Origin of the sequence: Bradyrhizobium elkanii WSM2783 (assembly GCF_000472865.1) — a bacterium.
Classification (GTDB): domain Bacteria; phylum Pseudomonadota; class Alphaproteobacteria; order Rhizobiales; family Xanthobacteraceae; genus Bradyrhizobium; species Bradyrhizobium elkanii_A.
In genome coordinates this window covers 12,245-33,838 of sequence record NZ_AXAP01000073.1, presented here as the reverse complement: position 1 = coordinate 33,838, position 21,594 = coordinate 12,245, and the positions used below count along the sequence as shown (strand labels likewise).

Sequence of the window (21,594 nt, the reverse complement as noted above, 5' to 3'; positions counted from 1 at the left end):
TGGGGACCGCTGCGGAGATAGCTGTAGTCGATCTCATCGCTTTAGTTCCTGATGTCCATGGCGCTGCGCATGCCGTCGCTCAGCAGGTTGAAGCAGATCGAGACGGCGAAGATCATCACGCCCGGCAGCGCCGCGACCCACGGATTGACGTAGATCGCGGTGCGCAGCGTGTTCAGCATCAGGCCCCATTCCGGCTCCGGCGGCTTGGTGCCGAGGCCGAGGAAGGACAGGCCGGCGGCGAGGATCATCGACACCGAGATCAGGCCGGTGGCGTAGACGAAGATCGGGCCCAGCACATTGCCGAGCATGTGCACGCGCATGATGGTGAGCGGACCGGCACCGGAGGCGCGCGCGGCCTCGACGAAATCCATGTTGCGCACGCCGGTGGTGACGCTTTCGGCAACGCGGGTGATCTGCGGCACGAACACGACGGTGAGCGACACGATGGAGTTGACGATGCCGGCGCCGAGCGCGCCGGAGATCGCGATCGCCAGCAGCACCGAGGGGAAGGCGTAGAACACGTCGATGGTGCGCATGATCGCGGTATTGAGCTTGCCGCCGACGTAACCCGCGACCAGCCCGAGGCCGGTGCCGATCACGAAGGCCAAGATCACCGGCAGGATGCCGATGATCAGCGACAGCCGGCCGCCATAGACGAGACGTGACAGCATATCGCGGCCGAGTTCGTCGGTGCCGAGCAGATAGCCTGGCGTACCGATATGGCGCAGGCGGCGGATCATCGAGCCCTGGTAGGGATCGGCGAGCCCGAGCCATGGCGCGAACAGTGCCGAGGCAAAGATCAGGATCAGGATGAGCGCGCAGGCTATGCTGATCTTGTCGCGCATGATGCGGCGGCCCACGGTCGCCCAATAGCCGCGTGCCTTGGTTACGGGCGCAGCTTGCAGTGCAAGATCGGTGATCGTGCTCATCGCGCTAGCCTCGCTTGATCCGCGGGTCGATCGCGGCCTGCGCGATGTCGACCAGGAGGTTGAGCAGCACGAAGAACAGCGCCAGCACCAGGATCGTGCCCTGCAGCAGCGGCAGATCGCGCTGGAAGATCGCGGAGTTGAGCAGCAGTCCCGAGCCCGGCCAGGAGAACACGGTCTCGATTAGGATCGAGCCGCCGAGCATGTAGCCGAGCTGCAATCCCATCACCGCGAGGGCGGTGGGCGCCGCGTTCTTGATGACGTGGCGGAACACGTTGGTCTCGCGCAGGCCCTTGGCGCGCAAGGCCTCGACGAAATCCTGCGACAGGATATCACCGGTCAGCGCGCGCACCGTGCGGGTGACGATGCCCATCGGGATCACCGAGCTCGTGACCGCAGGCAGGATCAGGTAGCGCAAATGATCCCAGTCCCACGCCCACGCACCGGAGCCGCCGGGACCAGCGCCGACCGCGGGCAGCCAGTTGAGCTGCACCGAGAAGATGATCACCAGCACCATGCCGAGCCAGTAATGCGGCACCGAGACGCCGGCGATCGCAAACGACGTCGCGAGCTTGTCGATCCAGCTATCGCGGAAATAGCCGGCAATCAACCCGAACAGCAGCCCGAGCGTGAAGCCGATCATCGCCGCAAAGATCGCGAGCGTCACGGTATTGCCGACGGCGCGCATCACTTCCGACAGCACGGGCCGGCCGGTCGCGATGGAACTGCCGAGATCACCGTGCACAGCGCGCCATAGCCACAGCCCGAACTGCACCGGCAACGGACGGTCGAAGCCATAGGCGGTACGCAATTGCTGCGCCAGCTCCTGCGAGGCGTCGGCCGGCAGCACCGCGACCAGGGGATCGCCGGGCGTGATGTGCACGAGCAGGAAACACACCAGCGCGACGCTGATGACGATCGGGATCACATAGACGATGCGTCTGGCGATATAGGTAAACACAGGCGACTCTCTACTTCCCTTCTCCCCTTGTGGGAGAAGGTGGCGCGCGACGCGCGCCGGATGAGGGGTTCTATCCGCGGATACTGAAGCAATCGAAGGAAAGAGGCGCGTCCGCGGAGACAGACCCCTCACCCGGCTTCGCGTTCGCGAAGCCACCCTCTCCGACAAGGGGAGAGGGTGATTGGCGACTACGTTCTCAACTTCACTGCGTCATCGAGACCGGCGAGAAATCGACGAACCAGCTCTTCGGCTGCACGAAACCCTTGACCTTCGGGCTCATCGCGCGCGGCGCGACGTCGTGGGCGACGTAAAGGAACGCCGCATCATCGACGGAGGCCGCATGCAGCTCGGCAAGCGCCGCATCGCGCGCGGCGGGATCGAAGCTCTGGCGCGCCTTGGTCACGAGTTCATCGAACTTGGGGTTATTGATATAGCCCCAATTGTTCGACACCGGCGGCGCCATCGACGATTGCAGGAAGCGCACCAGCGCGAAGAACGGGTCCATCGCCGCATAGGTGACGTTGGTGGCATTGGAGCCATTGGCGGTCGGGTCCTTGGCACCGCGCCGCCAATTGGTGAACAGCGTGTTCCATTCGATCACGTCGAGCTGTACGTCGAAATAGCATTCGGCGAGCGCCTGCTGCAGGTATTCGTTCATCGGCAATGGCAGCATCTGGCCAGAACCTGAAGCAGAGGTCTGGATCTTCACCGTCAGCTTCTTGTTCGGACCATAGCCCGCCTCCTGCATCAGCTTCTGCGCGGCAGGCTTGTCATACTTGATCTGGAAGGTCGGATTGCCGCGCCAGGGATGGCCCGGCTCGAAGGTGCCGGTCGCAGGCACCATCAACCCGGCGAGCAGGCCGTCGCGCAGGCCTTCGCGATCGACACAGAGATTGGCGGCCTTGCGGACGCGAATGTCGTTCCATGGCGAGCCCTCGATGCGGGAGAACTGCCAGGGCCAAACATGCGGCTCTTCATTGGAGTAAAGCACGAAGCCGCGCTGCTTGATCTCGGGCAGCGCATCCGGCGCCGGCGCCTCGACCCAGTCGACCTGGCCGGAGAGCAGCGCCGCAGTGCGCGCATTGGCTTCCGGCATCGGCAGCAGCACCATCTTGTCGACCTTCGGAACGCGCGCCTTCTCCCAATAGGCAGCGTTCTTGGCGAGTTCGAGCCGCTCGCGCGGCGTGAATTTCGTCATCTTCCACGGACCGGTGCCGGAGGCGTCCTTGGCGAACGCGGCCCAAGCGGCCTGCGATTTCGCCTTGGCATCGGCGCCTTCGGAAGTGTCATAGAACTTCTGCCACTTTGCCGGGCTCGCCATGAACAGGTTGGTCAGGTTGATCGGCAGAAAACTGTCCGGCTCCTTGGTGGTGAGTTCGACCGTCATGTCGTCGACCTTGCGGGCCGAGGCCAGCGTCGGCATGCGCGAAGCGGTGACGCCGACCTGGCTGGGATCGAACTGCGGTGCATCCTGCTTGAGCACCTTGTCGACATTCCAGACAACGGCATCGGCATTGAACGGCGAGCCGTCATGGAAGGTGACGCCGGGGCGCAGCTTGAAGATCCATTTCTTCTTGTCGGCATCGTCGACCTTCCACTCGGTCGCAAGGCCGGGGATGACGACGCTCGCCTTGTCTGATGACGACAAGTCCCACATCGTCAGCGCGTCGTACATCGTGAGCCCGGTGAAGCGGTTGCCTTCGAAGCCCTGATCGGGCTGCCCGAGCGTGCGCGGAATATCGGCAGCGGTCATGCCGATGCGCAGCACCGTTTCGGCGCCGGCCGCGCGCGGCAGGCCCGCCAGCGCAATCGCCAGCGCTGCGGCCAGCGCCATCGTTCTGGTTTTCTCAGTACGCATCTCAAAGGTCCCTTCTTCAACTTCGGGTGATTAATTGTTGGGCAATCGTATGCAATGCCTGTGCCAAGGGGAATAGTTCTGCAGGAAATCGCCCCTGGATGCGTCGATTCTTCTCAGTCCATGCTGCGGGACGGAAATATGTGCCTAATCTGGCATCAAGCTTGCTTGGTTGGCATCCGGTATTCGGAATACGTCAACGGAGCTTCAGTAACATGCGCACCCGATATTCGATTCTCGTAGCCGCTTTGGCGCTTGCCATCGGCGCAAGCTGGAGCGCCAAGCCGGCGCAAGCCGAATCCGTGGTGCGCTACGGAATCTCGATGGCGGATATCCCGCTCACGACCGGCCAGCCCGATCGCGGCGCCGGTGCCTATCAATTCACCGCCTATACGATCTACGATCCACTCGTCGCCTGGGAGATGGACGTCGCCGACCGGCCGGGAAAGCTGGTGCCGGGCCTCGCCACGGAATGGAAAGTCGACGACAAAGACAAGACCAAGTGGCGCTTCACACTGCGCAAGGGCGTCAAGTTCCATGACGGCAGCGAGTTCAACGCCGACGCCGTAATCTGGAATCTCGACAAGGTGCTGAACGACAAGGCACCGCAATTCGACAAGCGGCAGAGCGCGCAGGTGAAGACCCGGCTGCCGTCGGTCGCGAGCTACGCCAAGATCGACGACTTCACCGTGGAGATCACGACCAAGACGGTCGACTCCTTCTTCCCCTACCAGATGCTCTGGTTCCTGGTCTCGAGCCCCGCGCAATATGAAAAGCTCGGCAAGGACTGGGACAAGTTCGCCAGCCAGCCCTCCGGCACCGGCCCGTTCAAATTGACCAAGCTTGTGCCGCGTGAGCTCGCCGAGCTCACCAAGAACGACGACTACTGGAACAAGAAGCGCATTCCGAAGGTCGACAAGATGGTGCTGATCCCGATGCCGGAGGCATTGACCCGCACCAACGCGCTGCTCGCGGGGCAGGTCGACCTGATCGAGACGCCGGCGCCGGATGCCGTGCCGCAGCTCAAGGCTGCCGGCATGAAGATCGTCGACAACGTTACGCCGCATGTCTGGAACTATCACTTAAGCGTGCTGCCCGGCTCGCCCTGGACCGACATCCGCCTGCGCAAGGCACTCAACCTCGCGATCGATCGCGACGCGGTGGTCGGACTGATGAACGGATTGGCAAAGCCTGCCAAGGGCCAGGTGGACCCGTCGAGCCCATGGTTCGGCAAGCCGAGCTTCGACATCAAATATGATCTCGCCGCTGCCAAGAAGCTGGTGCAGGAAGCCGGTTACTCCAAGGAGAAACCGCTGAAGACGACCTTCATCATCGCCCAGGGCGGCACCGGACAGATGCTGTCGCTGCCGATGAACGAATTCCTGCAGCAGAGCTTCAAGGAGATCGGCATCGACGTCGACTTCAAGGTGGTCGAGCTCGAGACTCTCTATACGCATTGGCGCAAGGGCGCGGCCGACGAGATGAACGCCGGCATCACCGCCAACAACATCGCCTATGTGACCTCGGACCCGCTCTACGCGATCGTACGCTTCTTCCACTCCGGCCAGATCGCGCCCGTCGGCGTCAACTGGGGCGGCTACAAGAACCCGAAGGTCGATGCGCTGATCGACGAGGCCAAGCAGACCTTCGACACCACCAAGCAGGACGAACTATTGGCGCAGGCGCATGCGCTGATCGTCGACGATGCGGTGCTCGTGTGGGTGGTGCACGACACCAACCCGCATGCGCTGTCGCCCAAGGTGAAGACCTTCGTGCAGGCGCAGCACTGGTTTCAGGACCTGACGCAGATCGGGCTGGAGTGAGTCTGCCGTAGATAGCGTTGTCATTCCGGGGCGCGCCTCTCGGCGCGAACCCTGAATCCATCGGACCGCAGGCGATGGCGGAAAAATGGATTCCGGGTTCGATGCTTCGCATCGCCCCGGAATGACGACGCGGAGTCGTAGGGTGGGCAAAGCGCAGCGTGCCCACCATTTCTTGCGGAGTGCGGATGGTGGGCACACTTCGCCTTGCCCACCCTACAAATCACTGCGTCACTTCGTCAGCAACGCAAACGCGCCGTTCCAATCTTCCGGGGGCGGGTTCTCGAGAAAATGGCGGATGCGCGCTTCGTAGAGATTGTACAGACGCTCAAGCGCATGGCCCTCGTCGGTCTTGCGGCCGCGCTCGATCGCGGCGAGCGCGCCTTGCCAGTCGCGGCCGCGGTAGCAGGCCAGCATCTCGATCGTGAGATTGCGCAGGCGCTGGAAGCGGCCGGACTGCGCGATGTCATCGCGGCCGGCAATCGCATAGATCACCTCCGGCTCCTTCTTGCCCTTGACCATGATGAAGTCGAGTTCGAGGATCGCGAACTTCTCCTTCGCGGCGAGTGCAGTCTGCGACCCCACGATGATGGGAAAACCGTATTCCTTGGACTGTCCCTCCAAGCGCGAAGCGAGATTGACGCTGTCGCCGAGCACCGAATAGTCGAAGCGCAGGTCGGAGCCCATATTGCCGACCACGCAGACGCCGGTGTTGAGACCGATGCCGACATTGAGCGGGATGTAGACGTGGCCGCCGGCGTCGGCCTCCTGCTTGCGCAGCCTGTTGAGCTCGTCGATGCGCTCGAGCATGTCGATCGCGGCCTCGCAGGCGTTGATCTCGTGCTCCTTGTCGTCAAGCGGCGCGTTCCAGAACGCCATGATCGCATCGCCCATGTATTTGTCGATCGTTCCCTTGCGGGCGAGGATCGCATTGGTGAGCGGCGTCAGGAAGCGGTTCATCAGGGCGGTCAGTCCCTGCGGATCGTGCTTGTAGGATTCCGAGATCGTGGTGAAACCGCGGACGTCGGAGAACATGATGGTCATTTCGCGCTCCTCGCCGCCGAGCACGAGCTTCTCCGGCGATTGCGCGAGCTGTTCGACCAGCGCAGGCGACATGTACTGGGCGAACGCGCCGCGGATCTGCTTCCGCTGCTGCTGCTCGCGAACGAAGCTGGAGAAGATCAGCGTGAGATAGATCGCCGTGGTCGACATCAAGGGATAGGTGAAATCGATCAGCAGGCGGTGCTGCGTGTAGAAATACCAGGAGGTGCCTATCAGCGCGGTCGCGAACACCGCACCTAAGCCGACCAGCGTGATCGGCCCGAACAGCGGGGCGAATGCAATCACGAGCAGGCCGAACACCAGCGCGGTCGCGAACTCGAACGCAATGCCGTAGTTCGGCTGCGACACGCTGGCTCCGCTTAGCGCGCTCTCCAGCACCTGAGCATGAATCTCGACGCCAGGCATCGCGGGCGTGACCGGCGTGGTCTTGATATCGTTCAGCCCGACCGACGAGGTGCCGATCAGGACCAGCTTGCCCTGGATCCTCTCCGCCGGCACCCGCCCGTGCAGCACGTCGACCGCCGAGACGTAGATCGAGGGGTCAGCCTGAGCGAAATGCACCCAGAGCTGGCCGTTGTGGTCGGTCGGAATCCGCAAGCCGCGGAGCGAGAGGCTCTTGATTCCGGCCTTGTCGGTATCGATCAGTACGGTGCCGGAGCCGGTCGCCACCCGCAGCACCTCGAAACTCAGCGACGGCATGGTGGCGCCTTGCGCCAGCATGATCATCGGCACGCGGCGGACGATGCCGTCGCGCTCGGGCCTGATCGTGAACAGGCCGCGGCCGGCGGCGGCCCCTTCCAGCACGGGGACGTTGCGCAGCAGGCCGGAAAAATCGAACATGAACGGCTGCGGCTCCTCGCCCTTCATGGCGAGCGGCGTCAGCGGCAGCGACTTGTCGAATTCGGCGACCACGAACGGCAGGCCGGAGGCGCCCAGCACCACGCGCGACTTGCCCATCGCCTCCGCCAGGATCTGGTCGTTGCTCGGCAGCGCCCGCAGCTTCGCTCTGGTCTCCTCGTCGAGATTGCGGATCGTGTCGGCTGCAGCATCCGGATTGAGCCGATCAGGCTCGGAGAACACGATGTCGAAGGCGATCACGACCGCACCAAGCTTTGTCAGGTTGGTGACGAGATCGGCGATCAGCGTGCGCGGCCAGGGAAACTGGCCGAGCTCGGACAGGCTCTGTTCGTCGATATCGACGACGGTGACCGGCCTGATCGTCTTGACCCGGGGCTCGACGACCTGGAAACCGTCAAACGTCCTGACCCGAAGTTCCTCGATCGGCGGTGGATCGAGCACCCTGAGCGCGGCAAAGCCGATCAACAGCGCAACGCAGGCGAGCCGCGCGTAGCCGAAGCGCCGCTTGAACCACCTTCGCAATGCCTTCAGCCGCCTCATACCGTCTCGATATCACGCCCGCGTCGATTGATCACGCCGGGAGTTCTCCACGGGTGCGGTGCACCCAGGCGTGCGGGCCGGTTTGGTCAGACACTGCCCGGCGGAAGGATGAAGTCGTTGGCGTGCAGTTGGGCCAGCGCGACGTTCTTCAGCAGGATGGTGTTGTGATCGTTGCCGTCGAGGTCGATCTGCACGTCATGGCCGTTCGGCGCGGCGGCGACGTGATCCTGGAACCAGGCGTTAAAGCTCTCCTGAGAGTTCGGATCGAAGGCGACATAGTCCAGCTCGATCTTGTCCTGGCCCGGCGTGAAATCGCCGATCGTGGCGTGGCCCATGGCATTCTGCTTGAAGACGAAAGTGTCGTTGCCGCCACCACCGAAGAGCGTGTCGTTGCCGCCACCACCGGAGAGGATGTTGTTGTGGCCGTCGCCGATCAGCGTGTCGTCGAAAGCGGTGCCGCGCAGGTTCTCGATCGAGGAGAAGATGTCGCCTTCGGCCGCGGTGCCGGAGGTCGCACCGGTGAGCAGGTTGACGCTGACGGGACCGCTTGCGTGCGAGTAGTCCACAGTGTCGCTGCCCGGATCGTTCGGGCCGGACGGACCGCCGAGGCCGTTGAAGACATCGGGATGATCGCTGGCCATGAACACATCGGCGCCGACGCTGCCGACATAATTGAAAGCGACAGCGCTGAAGACGTCGCCGACCGCGCCTGTTCCGGCAGACTGGCCCATTGGATCCGACGGAGCATCGGTGGGATTGACCACGGCCTGGACGTTGATGTTCCAGCCATGGGTGCTGACCAAGAGATGCTCCGGCGTGGCCTGGCCCGGGTCTGTTGTGCGGAAAATATCGATTTCGTTGATGATGTTGGAGAAGGAGTTCGTTTGCGGATCGTAGCTGTAACCGCTTCCGACCATCTCGAATGTGATGCCCTTGTCGAAGTTGACGACGAAGGCATGAATGCCGTCAGTGCTGGCGAACTGGCCCGCCGCCAGGTCGTCATAGAACGTGCTGAAGTCGTAACCGCTGGGCGTATGCACGGTGACCGCAACCGGCGTCACCACCTGGTCGGAATCGACGTGATCGACGACCACGGCCTGGGTCTGCGCCGGCGTGGTTGCGGAGGTGTGGCTGCCATGAACGACGCTGGTGGCCGTCACGGTCAGCGAGAATCTTCCGCAATAGTCCAGCGGCGTGGTGAGGGTCAGGTTGCCGCCGAGGTCGGCGGCGTCGATCCGCCACGTATCGTCGACGGCGTTGTAAACGCCGTGATTGAAGATCGATCCGACCGGCGCGCCCGAGATCGTGACATAGGTCTCGTCGGGATGGGTGTCGCCGGCAATGGAGACCGAGATCGGAACGATGATCGGGGTGTGCTCCGGCCCTTCGGCCTGTTCGAACGTGCCGTTCGCGCCGACCGTCAGTATCGGGGCGACCGCGGTCTCGTAGTCCAGCGTCAAGTTTGCCGTCGAGCTCGCGCTCAGTGTTCCGTCGGAGGCGGTGTAGGTGAAGCTGACCGGGCCGGCATAGCCCGCCGCCGGCGTGTAGGTCCACGTGCCGTTGTGATTGTCGACGAGACTGCCGCCGCCGCTGGCAATATTGAGGCCGGTGATTGACAGCGACTGGCTGTCGACATCGCTCACGCCGGCCAGAAGATCGGAGGCATGGATCACGTAGGATGCGTCTTCGGTGCCGTTCGCCAATGTCACCGGCGTTGCGACCGGCGCATCATCGGTGCCGGTGATCGTCCACGACACCGACGCCGGCGTGGTGGCGTGGCCGTCGGAGACGCCATAGTTGACGGTCACCGTTGCCTGCTCGCCCTGAGCCAGATGCTGGTAGGCGGTAACGCTCGGATCGAGCGTGAAGGAATGCGTGGCCGCATTGTAGCACACGCCCGCCGGCAACTGCGTCGGAACGTCCACGACCGTGAGCGTATCCTGGTCGGAATCGGACGCGTTGGCGAGCGCGTTGAGCGTGCTGGGGCTGCCATCTTCCGTCACTGATCCCGTGACAGCGCCCGAGACCACCGGCGCGTGGTTGCCGATCTCGTTCAGCGTGACTGATACGGTTTGGGTGAGCGTGCCGCCGTGACCGTCACTGATCACGACGTTGAAGGTCTCGACCTTGCTATGACCCGGCAAGCCGTCAAGCGCCTGCCGCACGGCGGCGGGATCGGCGGTGTAGGTCCAGACGAATTGCCCGCCGACACCGCCGATATCGGATAGCTTGACAAGCGTCAGCGTTCCCAGCGCAGTGCCGCTGCCGGTATAGAGGCTGGTGGCGGTATGGACGTCGTTGAGGTCAGGATCGGCGAAATTGATCGTGCCGGTCGCGGTGAGACCCACCTCGCCGTTGTGCACCTCGAACTGATCGACGCCGTCGATGCCGGTATTGCCGTCGGTGGTCGGAAGGGTGAGCAGCGCGTCCTGGTTTCCGGATTGCGGCAGCTCGTAATAATGCTTGCCGTCGCCGGCCGAGTAGCCGGCGCGCGCGGGGGTGCCGCCAAGACCGTCGGAACCGCCGCTGGCGTCACCCGTGGTCCAATCGATATCGCCGTAGCGATACTGGATGTCGAAATTGCCGTTGCCTTGGCTGATCAGAACGAGCTGGAACGAATTCAGCTTGTTCGTTCTCTGATCGAAATAGCCGACATCATCCCAGGTGATGGTCATCACGCCGTCAGCCGCGTCGAGATCGTAATAGACGCTGCCATGGCCGCGGGTATCAACGTCGGCCCAGAACACCGCAATGATCGGATTATTCAAGCCCGCATCGATCGCGCTGGGCGTATAGGCGTCGGTCGGCGAGCCGAAGGTGATGTTGCCGTTATTGTTGATGTAGAGCGAGGTGTAGTGATGGCCGAAGAAATTGATGCCGTTATCGCCGAACACCGAGGTAATTGTGATGGGGCCGGAAGAATTGTCGTCGCCGGGGTCGAGCGCGAGCGTACCATAACCCTCCCCGGAAAGGCCGCTGATCAGGCCCGAAGCCTGAAGCTTGGCGGCAACCTCCGGGCTGACATGGTCATACCCGCCGTTTGAGACGGCCACGTTGATCACGCCGCTCGTCACCGTTCCGGCCGCCACCGTCGGCGCATCATTGACATTGGTGAAGGCAATGCTGCCCGCCTTCACATTGGAGAGCAGTTCTCCGTCGCTGGCCTGGATCGAGAACGTCGGCGCGGCTTCGCAGCCGTCGTGAACGAACTGGACGCGGCCCGCGGCGAGTTCGGCCGAGGTGAAGGTGGTAGCATCAATCCAGCCTTCGCCACCCCACACCTGGAATTTGCCATGCGTGACATTGGTGACCGTGAAGGTGAAGCTGGAATCGTCGAGGTCGGTGACGTTGATGTTCGCCGGCGTCAGCAGCACTGCGCCGCCCTCGGACACCGCGAGCGTGGCGTCGTGAACGACCGGAGGTGTGTCCGCCACCGGGATGGTCGGCGGAACGGCATTGTGGACCCCGATCGTGATCGGGATGGTCGTCGTGCCGCCATTATAGGTGAGCTTGATCAGGAATTGCTGGGTCGCCGTGTCGCCATAGACCAGCAAGCCAAAATCCGATTTGTTCTCGGCGAACGTCCAGTTCACGAAGTTGCCGTCGGCACTGAAGCTCGCGTGCAGCAGACCGGTCGGATTGCCCGCCGCGTCGGTGACGGAGAGCGAGACGTCGTTGATTCCCCCGCTGATGCCGACTTTTCCGCTTGTCGTCAGGACCGACCCCGAGTTGGCGGTCTGCTCGACGATCGCGTTGCGGCCCGAACTCGGATCGACCACGAAAATATCGCCGCCAGGCCCGTCCGCGGTGGAAAGGTTCGACGCGTTACTGCCGAAGGCGATGAACAGGCCGCCGGCGCTGATGGTTGCGCCGAGGTTGGAGGCAGCGTTACCCGACGCTCCATCGGCCGCGGTCGAAACCAGCATGATCTTCGGATGGGCGGGATCGGTGAGATTGACCACGTAGGTATCGGCAACCGAATTGTGGTCGTTCGACGTCAACGCGGCGTCGCTCGCGAAGATGATGAAATGGCCGTCGGGGCTGATGACGGGGTTGTAGCTGCCGCCGCTCGGGTTCGACGTGTGGAAGACGATCTGGTGGGTCTGCAGGTCGTAGAGGTAGATTTCCGAGTGCCCGTTCGCATCGGCGCTTTGATAGACGACATAGCGGCCGTCGGCGCTGAGCGAGGCGGCGCTCGCGCCGACCCCCTGCGCGGTGTCCGCGATCGTGCTGATGACCCCGGTCGACCGATCATAGACGTAGAGATGGCCCGAGCTGCCTCCGGGATCGGCACCCCAGAACGCAACCACATGGCCGTCGGCGCTGATCGCCGGCTTCAGCAATGATCCGCCGGCGCCGGCATCGGCGGGCGTGATCGTGGTGAGGACGTGTCCCTGCCGATCGTAGACGATGATATTGCCGCCGTTCTCGACCGCGATCCTGCTGCCGTCGCCGCTGACCGCAGGCGAGGTGCCCACGCCGATCTGTATCGTCGTGTGGTACTGCGCCGAAGACGGATCGTTGTTGTAGAGGAAGATGACGCCGCTGGAGCTTTGATAGACGACGGAGTGGCCATCCGAGCTGATGGTCGGCGAACCATAGATGCCCCCGGGGGGCGAGATCACGATGGTGACGCCGGTCGCGCGGTCGAACAGGTAGATGACGCCGTCAGGATCATAAGTGACGAACTGCCCGTCGGCGCTCATCACCGGCCCGAAATGATCGCCAGTGCTGGTGGTGGAGATCCTGGTGACCGTTGGCGGATTGACGACGAACGGGATCGACGGCTGCGGCCCGGCGGGCTGATTATTCTGATGCCCCGGGAAGCCCTGATCAAACAACCCCTGATTTGACGTACCGCCGATGCCGGTTCCGTTGTCCGTACCCATCAGGACGGAAAAGGTCTGGCTGTTGCCAGTGTTACCGGTGCTGGTGACGTGAGTGTTGAGCGCCGAGCGGAATTCGGTTGCCGGCGAATTGGGCGAGGTCGAGCTGCCAAGGTGCGCAAATTTCGTCCGCGGATTGGCGTTGTTCTCGGTGTGCTGCGGCAGGTTCGGGTCGATCGCCTTCTGGATCTCGTAGGTATTGAGCACCGCCTGGAAGGTCGCGAATTCCTGCGCGATTTCCGCCAGCGTCTTGGCGCTTTCCCGCGCGATCAGCTCGAAAGCCGCAGTCGGCGTCAGCGTCAGGATGCTGCCATTGCTGGTCACCGTGCCGATCAGAACGCCGCGCGTGTTGAAGACCTGGACAGCATGGACCTGGTTGTCCTGCTGATCGACGACGGAGATCTTCACCGTGCCGTCGACCGAGGAGATGTCGAGGATGACAGCGGTGCCGCGGATCCCCATGGTCGCGATCGGGGTCGCGACTTTCATGTCGCCGCTCCTGGCGACCTGGCCGGCGACGAAGCTGGCGGCGCCCTGCACCAGCGTGATCAGCGACGAGTTCGAATTGCTGCTGGCGTCATAGGTGAGCTCGTTCAGCATCAACCGCGCGTTGGCGTTGAGGTTGAACGTGGTGCCGTCCTTCAGGACGAGGCCGAGCGTAGAGTCGCTGCCGGTCTGCACCACGTCGCTCTGATAGACCGCTTCGCCATTATGCAGTTCGACGGTGACGCCGCTGCGCACCACGCTGGCACTGCCGGTCATCTTGGCGATATGGCCGACCAGCTCTGCCGCTGGCGGCGCTCCCGCCTGCGCGTAAACCGTGTGCCCGGTCAGCGCGTCGACGACTTTCGGATCCAGCGACGCGCCCTCGGGGGAAACCAGCATCGGGTGCTTGTCGCCGTGGAAGTAGTTCGGCACCACGACGCGATGCAGCTCGTCGGTGATGACGAGATCGTTGCCGGATTTGTGGAAGCTGCCGGAGAACAGAAGATGCGCGTCAGGAACAGTAAAGCTGTCCGCGTGGCCAGCGCGGAACGAAAATGAATCAAGATCGATATGCGCGTTGGAAAGAGACCCCAGCCCACTCGACGCAACTGTGTCGTCGTACTTCAATGCCCCCACCAGAAATAGTTAATAAAAATGTAAATTTCCTTAGCCAAACCTACACATACCATTAGGAGAAACCACGCGAAAGCACGCACGCCAAGCGCGAGACCCATTGGCTGCGTTGTCGGGAAGCCTTCGTCCAGCCTGGCGCGAAGCGGATTTGATCCGGCGCGTGCTGGTGCCAGAAGAACGCATGGAGCCCCCATTTCAATTTGCAGAAAATTTTAGTGAATTCAATTACTTATTTCGAAGGAAGGATATTTCCGACTGCTGGTCATTCGCCCAACCTGAGCAACGTACACCGGCGTTCGGGCGCCCAATGTGATGTAGATTACCGATCAAGGGAAAGCTGCCCCGTTAGTCATATGTTCAGAAAGACCGGCCGCCTGATGCGTCCGACGATTTTAGATGCTGTTGCGCCAGCCCCGCCTGCGGACGCGCGCCTATTAAGCCAACATCAAGGATAAGACATCGTTACCCCCGAAAAGGTTCGACCGCAGAGGTTGGCAAGATCGATAAAATTTTCGACGCTTTGGCGAGACCGGCTTCAGCGTCTTCCGCATTTCTCCCGCCCGTCCGCATCTCCTTAAACAGATCGCAAGCGCTCTCGCGCGATCCTCCTCCCACGAAACGATCCGGTCACGCGCTGGCGAATGCCGCCGATGCCCGGACAGGGGGTGTCAGATGGGAATGTTCGATTACGCGGGTGCGCTGCGCGCGCTCATGTTCGCCTTTGGTCTGCTTTGGCTTGCACCGGTGGCAGACGTCAGCGCGGGGACGCTGCTGTCGCCGGGGGGCGCGGTCCTGATCAAGAAATCGATCGAGCCGTTCGGGCGCGCGACAGCCATCCTCTCGGAGGGCGGATTGCGCGACAAATGGCTCGGGTTGCAGCTCCGGCTCGCCGATGATCTGGTGCAGCTTGCGCTGTGCGAGGGCGACCGCGAGAGCTGCGTCTCGCCGGCCGCGCTGAAATTCCTGGCCGTCATCGACGGCGCGAAGGCCACGGAGGGCCGCGCCCGGCTCGGTGAAGTCAACCGCGCCGTCAATCTCGCGATCAGGCCCGCGGACGATCTCGTGCAATATGGCGCGATCGACGTCTGGGCTTCGCCGCTGATGACCTTTGCGAACGGCGCCGGCGATTGCGAGGACTATGCCATCGCCAAATTCGTCGCGCTGCGTCTGGCCGGCATGGCGCCGGAGGACCTGCGGATCGTCATCATGCATGACACGCTCCACGGCGAGGATCATGCCGTGGCCGCGGCCCGGCTCGATGGCCAGTGGCTGACGCTGGACAACCGCCGCATGATGATGGTGGCCGATACCGACGTCAGGAACTACCGGCCGACTTTCGTGGTCGATGAGGTCGGCGTCCGGCGATACGAGGATACACCGCTGGTGGCCGAAGCGACGTTGCGCTAACCCGCGGATTAGGGGACTTCGTCGTTGCGAGGAGCGTAGCGGCGAAACAATCCATCTCTCCGCGCGTGGCGGCATGGATTGCTTCGCGGAGCCTGTCATCGGGCGCGCATTCGCGCGCGACCCGTTGGCTCGCAATGACGAGTAACCACTCCCTCAAAACGACAGGCTGTCCTTCGTCAGCACCCAGCGTCCGTTCTTGATCTGCTGCACCTGCGTGATGGTGTTGGCGAGGTGGTCGTTCCTGGAGAATTTGGTCGGCGGCGAATTGAAGATGTCGAGAAACTTTTCGCCCGACTCGAGCGAATCCAGCATCTTTTGGCCGGTCAGATCCTTGCCCGCCTTCTGCGCATAGAAGGCAAACGTCATCACCGCGTTGTAGCCGATGATCGCCTGCGTGTTGGCGTCGGTGCCGAACATCTTCTTGTAGTTGATAAGCCAGTCCTTCACCTTGCCCTTGGCGGTGTCTTCATAGGGGATCTCGAACCCGGACGCCGCATAGAGGCCCTCCACCGCTTCCTTGCCGAGCGCCGGCACTTCGAGCACGTTGGTCGGCGTCGCGCCGAGGAAGGTCACCTCCCAGCCGAGCTTCCTGGCTTCGTTCATCGCGCCGATGGTCTCGCGGATTACGGTGCCGAGCACGACAAGGTCGCAGCCGTCGGCCTTCATCTTGGCGACCTGGGCGCTGAAGTCGGAGGCGCCGCGCTTGTAGCTCGTGATCGAGGCCGGCTGCAGCTTCATCGCTGCGAGCTGCTGGGTGAAGCCATCGAGCACGTTTTTCCCGTACTCGTCATCCTGATGCATGATGCAGGGCTTCTTCGGGTTCTTCTCCTCCACCATGTATTTGAGCGCGGCGCGCGTGCTCTCGACATAAGGCAGCAGATTGTTGAACTTCAGCCGCTCCTGCGGCTTGCTCGGATCGAACTTGAAGGTGAATTCGGCCGCCGTCAGCGGGAAGAGCTGGAGCACCCCGGCGTCGAACAGCACATCCTGCGCGGCGAGCACGGTCGGCGACCCCATCGGGCCGATCATCGCGAAGATCTTGTCGCGCTCCACCATCTTCTGCGAGGCCAGCACGGCTTTCTTCGGGTCGTAGCCATTGTCCTCGAGGATCATCCTGATCTTGCGGCCGTTGATACCGCCGCTCGCATTGATCTCCTCCACCGCCATCTTCATGCCGTTGGAGACCGGCACACCCCAGACCTTGATCGGCCCGGACAAATCCTGATGGGTGCCGATGACGATCTCGTTCGCCGAGATGCCTTCATTGGTGACCTTGGTTTGCGCTGACGCCGGCAGGTGGGTCAGCGCCAGCGCACCCACCGCAAGGCCCAATGCCTTGAACGCTTTCGACATAATGATCCTCCTCTCCATGGCCCATATCGAGCGAAGGACCGGGCCTGTTTTGGCTCCTTCGCCTTTTCTTCACCTCGCCCCGCTTGCGGGGAGAGGTCGAAATTCAAGCGCAGCTTGAATTTCACCCCGACCCTCTCCCCGTAAGAACGGGGAGAGGGAGTAATAAGCCGTGCCTAGGCGACCGCGCGCTCGCCGTACATCGCCTCGATCTCGGCGGCATAGCGTTTGTTCACGAAGCTGCGCTTCAGCTTCATTGTCGGCGTCAATTCCTCATCCTCGGGCGTGAGCTGGCGCTCGATCAGATAGAATTTCTTGATGGTCTCGACGCGGGCGAAATTGGCATTCACGGCCTCGATCTCGCGGTGGATCAGGTCCTGAATCTCCGGCGCGCGGCATAGGCTCGCGTAATTGGTGAAGGGGATGTCGTGATCCTGGGCGTATTTCTCGACATTCTCCTGGTCGATCATCACAAGGCAGGTGAGGTAGGGCCGCTTGTCGCCGATCACCACCGCATCCGAGACATAGGGCGAGAATTTGAGCTGGTTTTCGATTTCCGACGGCGTGATGTTCTTGCCGCCGGAGGTGATGATGATGTCCTTCATCCGGTCGGTGATCTTGACGTAGCCTTCGTTGTCGATCGTGCCGACATCGCCGGTATGCAGCCAGCCTCTGGCGTCGATAGTCTCGGCGGTCTTCTCGGGCTGGTTGAGATAACCCATGAACAGGAAGTCGCCTCGGATCAGGATCTCGCCCTTCGGGCAGATCATCACCTCACCCCAGGGCGCGGCCTTGCCGACCGAACCGAGCTTGATGCGCTCGGTCGGCATGATGGTGGCGACGCCGCAATTCTCGGTCTGGCCGTAGACCTCGCGCATGTCGATGCCGAGCGCGAGGTACCAGCGGATCAGGTCAGGCGCGATCGGCGCGGCGCCGGTGAACGCGATCCGGCAGCGGTCGAGCCCGAGCATGCGGCGGATGTTGCGGAACACCAGCCAATAGGCCAGTCGGTTGGCAAAGCGTAGCGGCAGCGGCGGCTCTTCGCCTTCGAGCCGATAATCGGTCATGCTATAGCCGACCGCCATCGCGCGGCGATAGACCCAGTTCTGGAACGGGGTCGCATCCTTCAGCGCGATGGTAATGCCGGAGTACATTTTCTCCCACACCCTGGGCACGGCGAGGAAGGCGGTCGGTTGCACTTCGCGCAGATTGTCCGGCACGGTTTCGGGGCTTTCGGCGAAATTCATCACCGATCCGAGCGCGACCGAGACGTAGTAGCCGCCAACGCGCTCGGCGACGTGACACAGCGGCAGGAACACCAGCCGCTCCTCGTGATCGGTCGACGGGTAGAGGTCATTGGCGTGGCGCATCTGATGCGTCACGCTGCGGTTGGCGTGCATCGCGCCCTTCGGCGGACCCGTGGTACCCGAGGTGTAGACGAGGATCGCAAGATCGCCACTGGTCCGGCTTCCGATCATCTCGTCCCACAGCGTCTCATTGTCCTGCGCATGATTGCGGCCCAGCGCGGTGAATTCGGCCAGCGACATCACCATCGGATCGGAGAAGCCGCTCAGGCCCTCCATGTCGAAGACGACGATCCGCTCCAATGTCGGGCAGCGCGCGCGGCAGGCGAGCAGCTTGTCGAGCTGTTCCTCGTCCTCCGCGAAGACCACGCGGGTGCGGGAATCGTTGATGAGATATTCGACCTGGACCGGCGAATCCGTCGGGTAGATGCCGGACGAAACGCCCCCGGCGCAGAGGATGCCCATATCGGCATAGACCCATTCCGGCACCGCGTTTGCGATGATGGAGGCGACATCGCCGGGGCGGAAGCCGATGGCGTGCAGTCCGTAGGCGATGTCCTTGGAGATCTGCAGCCACTCGCGCCAGCTTGTTGGCTGCCAAATGCCGAATTTCTTCTCGCGGATCGCGGGCCTGTCGCCACGCGTCTCCACCGCCAGCAGAAAACTCCTCGCGATCGTGTCGGCGACCGTCAGCACCGCCGGTCCGGCCATGCCCGTTCCCTCCTCTCCTCGCCTGTCGCGACCGCCGGCTTTTGCGCCGATCTTTCCGCGACAGGCCTTCAATTTACCGCCAAGTCCCTCTCAACGCCATGTTTTCTTCTTTTTCCAGCGTCGCTCCCCCCGCGCACCCGCCTCCTTGGCGCCGAGATAGAACTCCTGGATATCCTTTGAATGCATCAACCGCTCGCAGGTATCGTTCATCACGATGCGGCCGATCTCCAGCACATAGCCATAATGCGCCGTCTCCAGCGCGACCTTGGCGTTCTGTTCGACCAGGAGGATCGACATGCCCTGCTCTTCATTGACCCGGCGGATGATGGTGAAGATCTCCTTCACCAGGATCGGCGACAAACCGAGCGATGGCTCATCGAGCAGCAGCAGCGTCGGCCGGTTCATCAATGCCCGCCCGATCGCAAGCATCTGCTGCTCGCCGCCAGAGAGCTGGCCGGCCGGCTGATCAATTCGCTCTTTCAGCCGCGGGAAATAGCTGTAGACGCGCTCCAGATCCTCGGCGACGCCGTCGCGATCCGTGCGCGGATAGGCGCCCATCATCAGGTTCTCGCGCACCGACAGGAACGGAAACACCTCCCGCCCTTCCGGCACGTGGCTCAGGCCCAGCCGCACGATCTTGTCGGCCTCCATGCGCTGGATCGGCCTCCCCAAGAATTCGATCGAGCCCTTCTGCGGATCGAGGATGCCGGAAATCGTCTTCAGCACCGTGGTCTTGCCAGCGCCATTCGCCCCTAGCAGCGTGACGATCCTGCCGCGCGGCACTTCCAGGCTGATGCCGCGGATCGCCATGATCGGCCCGTAATAGCTCTCGATATTGCTGAGCTTCAGGATGGTCTCGGGCGTGACGGCGGCGATCATGGCGTCATGCTCCGAGATAGGCCGCGACGACGTCGGGATGCTGCTGCACGTCCGCAGGCGAACCCATCGCCAGCACCCGGCCGTAGTTCAGCGCGATGACGCGATCCGAGACACGGTTCACCAATGTCATGTCGTGCTCGACCATCAGCACGGTGATGCCGAGTTCGGATCTCATGTCGCGGATCCAGAACGACATGTCGTCGGTTTCCTCCACGTTCAGTCCCGACGATGGCTCGTCCAGCAGGATCAGCTTCGGCTCCGAGCACAGCGCGCGAGCGAGTTCGATCACCTTGCGCACGCCGTACGGCAATCCGGAGATCAGCTTGTCGCGATAGGGCTCGAGATCGAGGAATTCGATCACCTGTTCGACGCGGCGGCGATGCACCTTCTCGCTCGCGCGCACGCTCGGCAGGAACAATAGCTCCTGCCAGAGCTGTGTGGTGGAGTGGCGATGACGGCCGACCAGCAGATTGGAAAGCACCGTCGCATTCTCGAACAGTTCGATGTTCTGGAAGGTGCGGGCGATGCCGAGCTTGGCGATGTCGTAGGCCGGCTGCTCGGTGATGTCCTGATCCTCGAAGAAGATCTTTCCCGAGGTCGGCGGATAGATGCGCGAGATCAGGTTGAAGATCGAGCTTTTTCCTGCGCCGTTCGGCCCGATGATCGAAAGTATCTCGCCCTTCTCGACCGCGAAGCTCACGGCATCGACCGCCTTGAGGCCGCCGAAGTGAAGCGAGAGATTCTCGGCGCGGAAATAGCTCATCGGTTCCGCTCCGACTTCACATAGATCTTCTGCCGCTTGAAGGTGGCGCGCTTGTAAAGCGGGAAGAGCTGGAAGAAGAGCTTGATCTTCAGCCAGCGGCCGTAAAGACCGAGCGGTTCGAACAGCACGAACAGCACGATGATGATGCCGTAGATCGCGCCCTTCAGGCCATTGGCGGAGGCAAACGCGGCGACTGAGTTCTGGATATGCGCGGCGCGCTCCTGGCCTGCGCCAAGCGTCGCGGCGAGGCCTGCGATCACGCCGGGCATGTCGTCTTTCAGATAGGTCAGGAACGGATCGATCATGACAAGGAAGATCGCGCCCAGCACCGCGCCGTGCAGGCTGAAGGTGCCGCCGATCAGAATCACGATGATGAACTCGATCGAGAGCTGCAGCGTGAACATCTCCGGGCTGATGAACGAAAGCTTGTGCGCGAACAAGGCGCCGGCAAAGCCGGTGATGGCGGCGCTGATGGCAAAAGACTTCACCTTGTAGAGCGAGACGTTGATGCCCATGCTGCGGGCCGCCGTCTCGCTGTCGCGGATCGCGACGAAGGCACGGCCGGTCGGCGAGCGCAAAAGGTTCAGCGAGCCGACGATAGTCAGCACCAGCACCGCAAGGCAGAGATAATAGAAGGTCGGCCCGTCGCGCGGCACTGCGGTGCCCAAGAAATAGAGTGTCTTGACCCGCATGCCCTCATTGCCATGGGTCACGCTCTCCCAGCGCGCCAGGATCTCCTCGACGATAAAGGCAAAGGAGATGGTGGCAATGACGAGATAGATGCCCTGCAGCCGCAGCGCCGGGAAGCCGACGAGCGCGCCGACCACGCCGGTGAGCAGCCCGGCGGCCAGGAAATAGACCGGAAAGGGCACGTTGAACTGCTGCAGATAGGCAGCGGTGTAGGCGCCGATCGCGAGAAACGCCGCGTGCCCAAGCGAGGCTTGCCCGGTGAAACCGGTCAGGATCAACAGCCCCACGCCGACCGTCGCATAAATGCAGACGAAGACGAGCTGGCTCATCAGATAGCTCGAGAGCACGTGCGGCGCGATCAGGAGCAGGGCCAGCAACAGGCCATAGGAGAAGACGTAACCCGAATGCGGGAACAGTTTGATGTCGTCTTCGTAGTCGGTCTTGAACAGGAACCGCATGCTGC

General features: G+C 62.5%; 12 protein-coding genes. 2 read left to right on the top strand and 10 right to left on the bottom strand.

The features are described from left to right. Positions 1–41: 41 nt before the first annotated feature. From YY7_RS0138330 to YY7_RS0138320, 3 genes are all read right to left on the bottom strand, one after another. Positions 42–929: an ABC transporter permease gene (locus YY7_RS0138330; protein WP_028167797.1), complete on the bottom strand. Its 888-nt coding sequence runs from the start codon at positions 927–929 to the stop codon at positions 42–44. 4 nt (positions 930–933) lie between these two features. After that, positions 934–1,887, bottom strand: coding sequence for an ABC transporter permease (locus YY7_RS0138325; RefSeq protein ID WP_028167796.1), 954 nt, complete (start codon positions 1,885–1,887; stop codon positions 934–936). A 202-nt stretch (positions 1,888–2,089) separates the two neighbouring features. Then, positions 2,090–3,721, bottom strand: coding sequence for an ABC transporter substrate-binding protein (locus tag YY7_RS0138320; RefSeq protein ID WP_433994556.1), 1,632 nt, complete (start codon positions 3,719–3,721; stop codon positions 2,090–2,092). Between the two features lie 236 nt (positions 3,722–3,957). Here YY7_RS0138320 and YY7_RS0138315 point away from each other — a divergent pair, with 236 nt between their 5' ends. Beyond that, positions 3,958–5,565, top strand: coding sequence for an ABC transporter substrate-binding protein (locus YY7_RS0138315; protein WP_028167794.1), 1,608 nt, complete (start codon positions 3,958–3,960; stop codon positions 5,563–5,565). Between the two features lie 228 nt (positions 5,566–5,793). Here YY7_RS0138315 and YY7_RS0138310 read toward each other — a convergent pair whose 3' ends face one another. Next, the gene (locus tag YY7_RS0138310; RefSeq protein WP_028167793.1) at positions 5,794–8,022 is read right to left on the bottom strand and encodes a CHASE2 domain-containing protein; all 2,229 of its coding nucleotides are present in this window, start codon (positions 8,020–8,022) and stop codon (positions 5,794–5,796) included. 86 nt (positions 8,023–8,108) lie between these two features. After that, positions 8,109–14,021, bottom strand: coding sequence for a nidogen-like domain-containing protein (locus YY7_RS0138305; protein ID WP_028167792.1), 5,913 nt, complete (start codon positions 14,019–14,021; stop codon positions 8,109–8,111). A gap of 678 nt (positions 14,022–14,699) precedes the next feature. Between YY7_RS0138305 and YY7_RS0138300 the strand changes: the two genes are divergently transcribed. After that, positions 14,700–15,434 carry a transglutaminase-like cysteine peptidase gene (locus tag YY7_RS0138300; protein ID WP_028167791.1) on the top strand — a complete coding sequence of 245 codons (735 nt, stop codon included), beginning with the start codon at positions 14,700–14,702 and terminating at the stop codon, positions 15,432–15,434. Between the two features lie 153 nt (positions 15,435–15,587). Here YY7_RS0138300 and YY7_RS0138295 read toward each other — a convergent pair whose 3' ends face one another. From YY7_RS0138295 to YY7_RS0138275, 5 genes are all read right to left on the bottom strand, one after another. Beyond that, entirely contained in the window at positions 15,588–16,787 is a 1,200-nt protein-coding gene (locus tag YY7_RS0138295; RefSeq protein ID WP_028167790.1) for an ABC transporter substrate-binding protein, read from the bottom strand. A gap of 173 nt (positions 16,788–16,960) precedes the next feature. Continuing rightward, a complete protein-coding gene (locus YY7_RS0138290; protein WP_028167789.1) occupies positions 16,961–18,799 on the bottom strand; it encodes an AMP-dependent synthetase/ligase in 1,839 nt (612 codons plus the stop codon). A gap of 90 nt (positions 18,800–18,889) precedes the next feature. Continuing rightward, a complete protein-coding gene (locus YY7_RS0138285) occupies positions 18,890–19,678 on the bottom strand; it encodes an ABC transporter ATP-binding protein (RefSeq protein WP_028167788.1) in 789 nt (262 codons plus the stop codon). Between the two features lie 4 nt (positions 19,679–19,682). Continuing rightward, a complete protein-coding gene (locus YY7_RS0138280; RefSeq protein WP_028167787.1) occupies positions 19,683–20,441 on the bottom strand; it encodes an ABC transporter ATP-binding protein in 759 nt (252 codons plus the stop codon). Beyond that, positions 20,438–21,589 (bottom strand): branched-chain amino acid ABC transporter permease, encoded by a 1,152-nt coding sequence (locus tag YY7_RS0138275; protein ID WP_028167786.1) that lies wholly within the window; start codon positions 21,587–21,589, stop codon positions 20,438–20,440. The genes YY7_RS0138280 and YY7_RS0138275 overlap by 4 nt, the downstream gene beginning before the upstream one ends. Between the last annotated feature and the right edge of the window lie 5 nt (positions 21,590–21,594).

What these genes read in the sequence shown, in the direction of transcription:
- YY7_RS0138330 (WP_028167797.1), bottom strand. Translation starts at nt 929, where the DNA reads ATGAGCACGATCACCGATCTTGCACTGCAAGCTGCGCCCGTAACCAAG.
- YY7_RS0138320 (WP_433994556.1), bottom strand. Translation starts at nt 3,721, where the DNA reads ATGGCGCTGGCCGCAGCGCTGGCGATTGCGCTGGCGGGCCTGCCGCGC.
- YY7_RS0138315 (WP_028167794.1), top strand. Translation starts at nt 3,958, where the DNA reads ATGCGCACCCGATATTCGATTCTCGTAGCCGCTTTGGCGCTTGCCATC.
- YY7_RS0138310 (WP_028167793.1), bottom strand. Translation starts at nt 8,022, where the DNA reads ATGAGGCGGCTGAAGGCATTGCGAAGGTGGTTCAAGCGGCGCTTCGGC.
- YY7_RS0138300 (WP_028167791.1), top strand. Translation starts at nt 14,700, where the DNA reads ATGGGAATGTTCGATTACGCGGGTGCGCTGCGCGCGCTCATGTTCGCC.
- YY7_RS0138295 (WP_028167790.1), bottom strand. Translation starts at nt 16,787, where the DNA reads ATGTCGAAAGCGTTCAAGGCATTGGGCCTTGCGGTGGGTGCGCTGGCG.
- YY7_RS0138290 (WP_028167789.1), bottom strand. Translation starts at nt 18,799, where the DNA reads ATGGCCGGACCGGCGGTGCTGACGGTCGCCGACACGATCGCGAGGAGT.
- YY7_RS0138285 (WP_028167788.1), bottom strand. Translation starts at nt 19,678, where the DNA reads ATGATCGCCGCCGTCACGCCCGAGACCATCCTGAAGCTCAGCAATATC.
- YY7_RS0138280 (WP_028167787.1), bottom strand. Translation starts at nt 20,441, where the DNA reads ATGAGCTATTTCCGCGCCGAGAATCTCTCGCTTCACTTCGGCGGCCTC.
- YY7_RS0138275 (WP_028167786.1), bottom strand. Translation starts at nt 21,589, where the DNA reads ATGCGGTTCCTGTTCAAGACCGACTACGAAGACGACATCAAACTGTTC.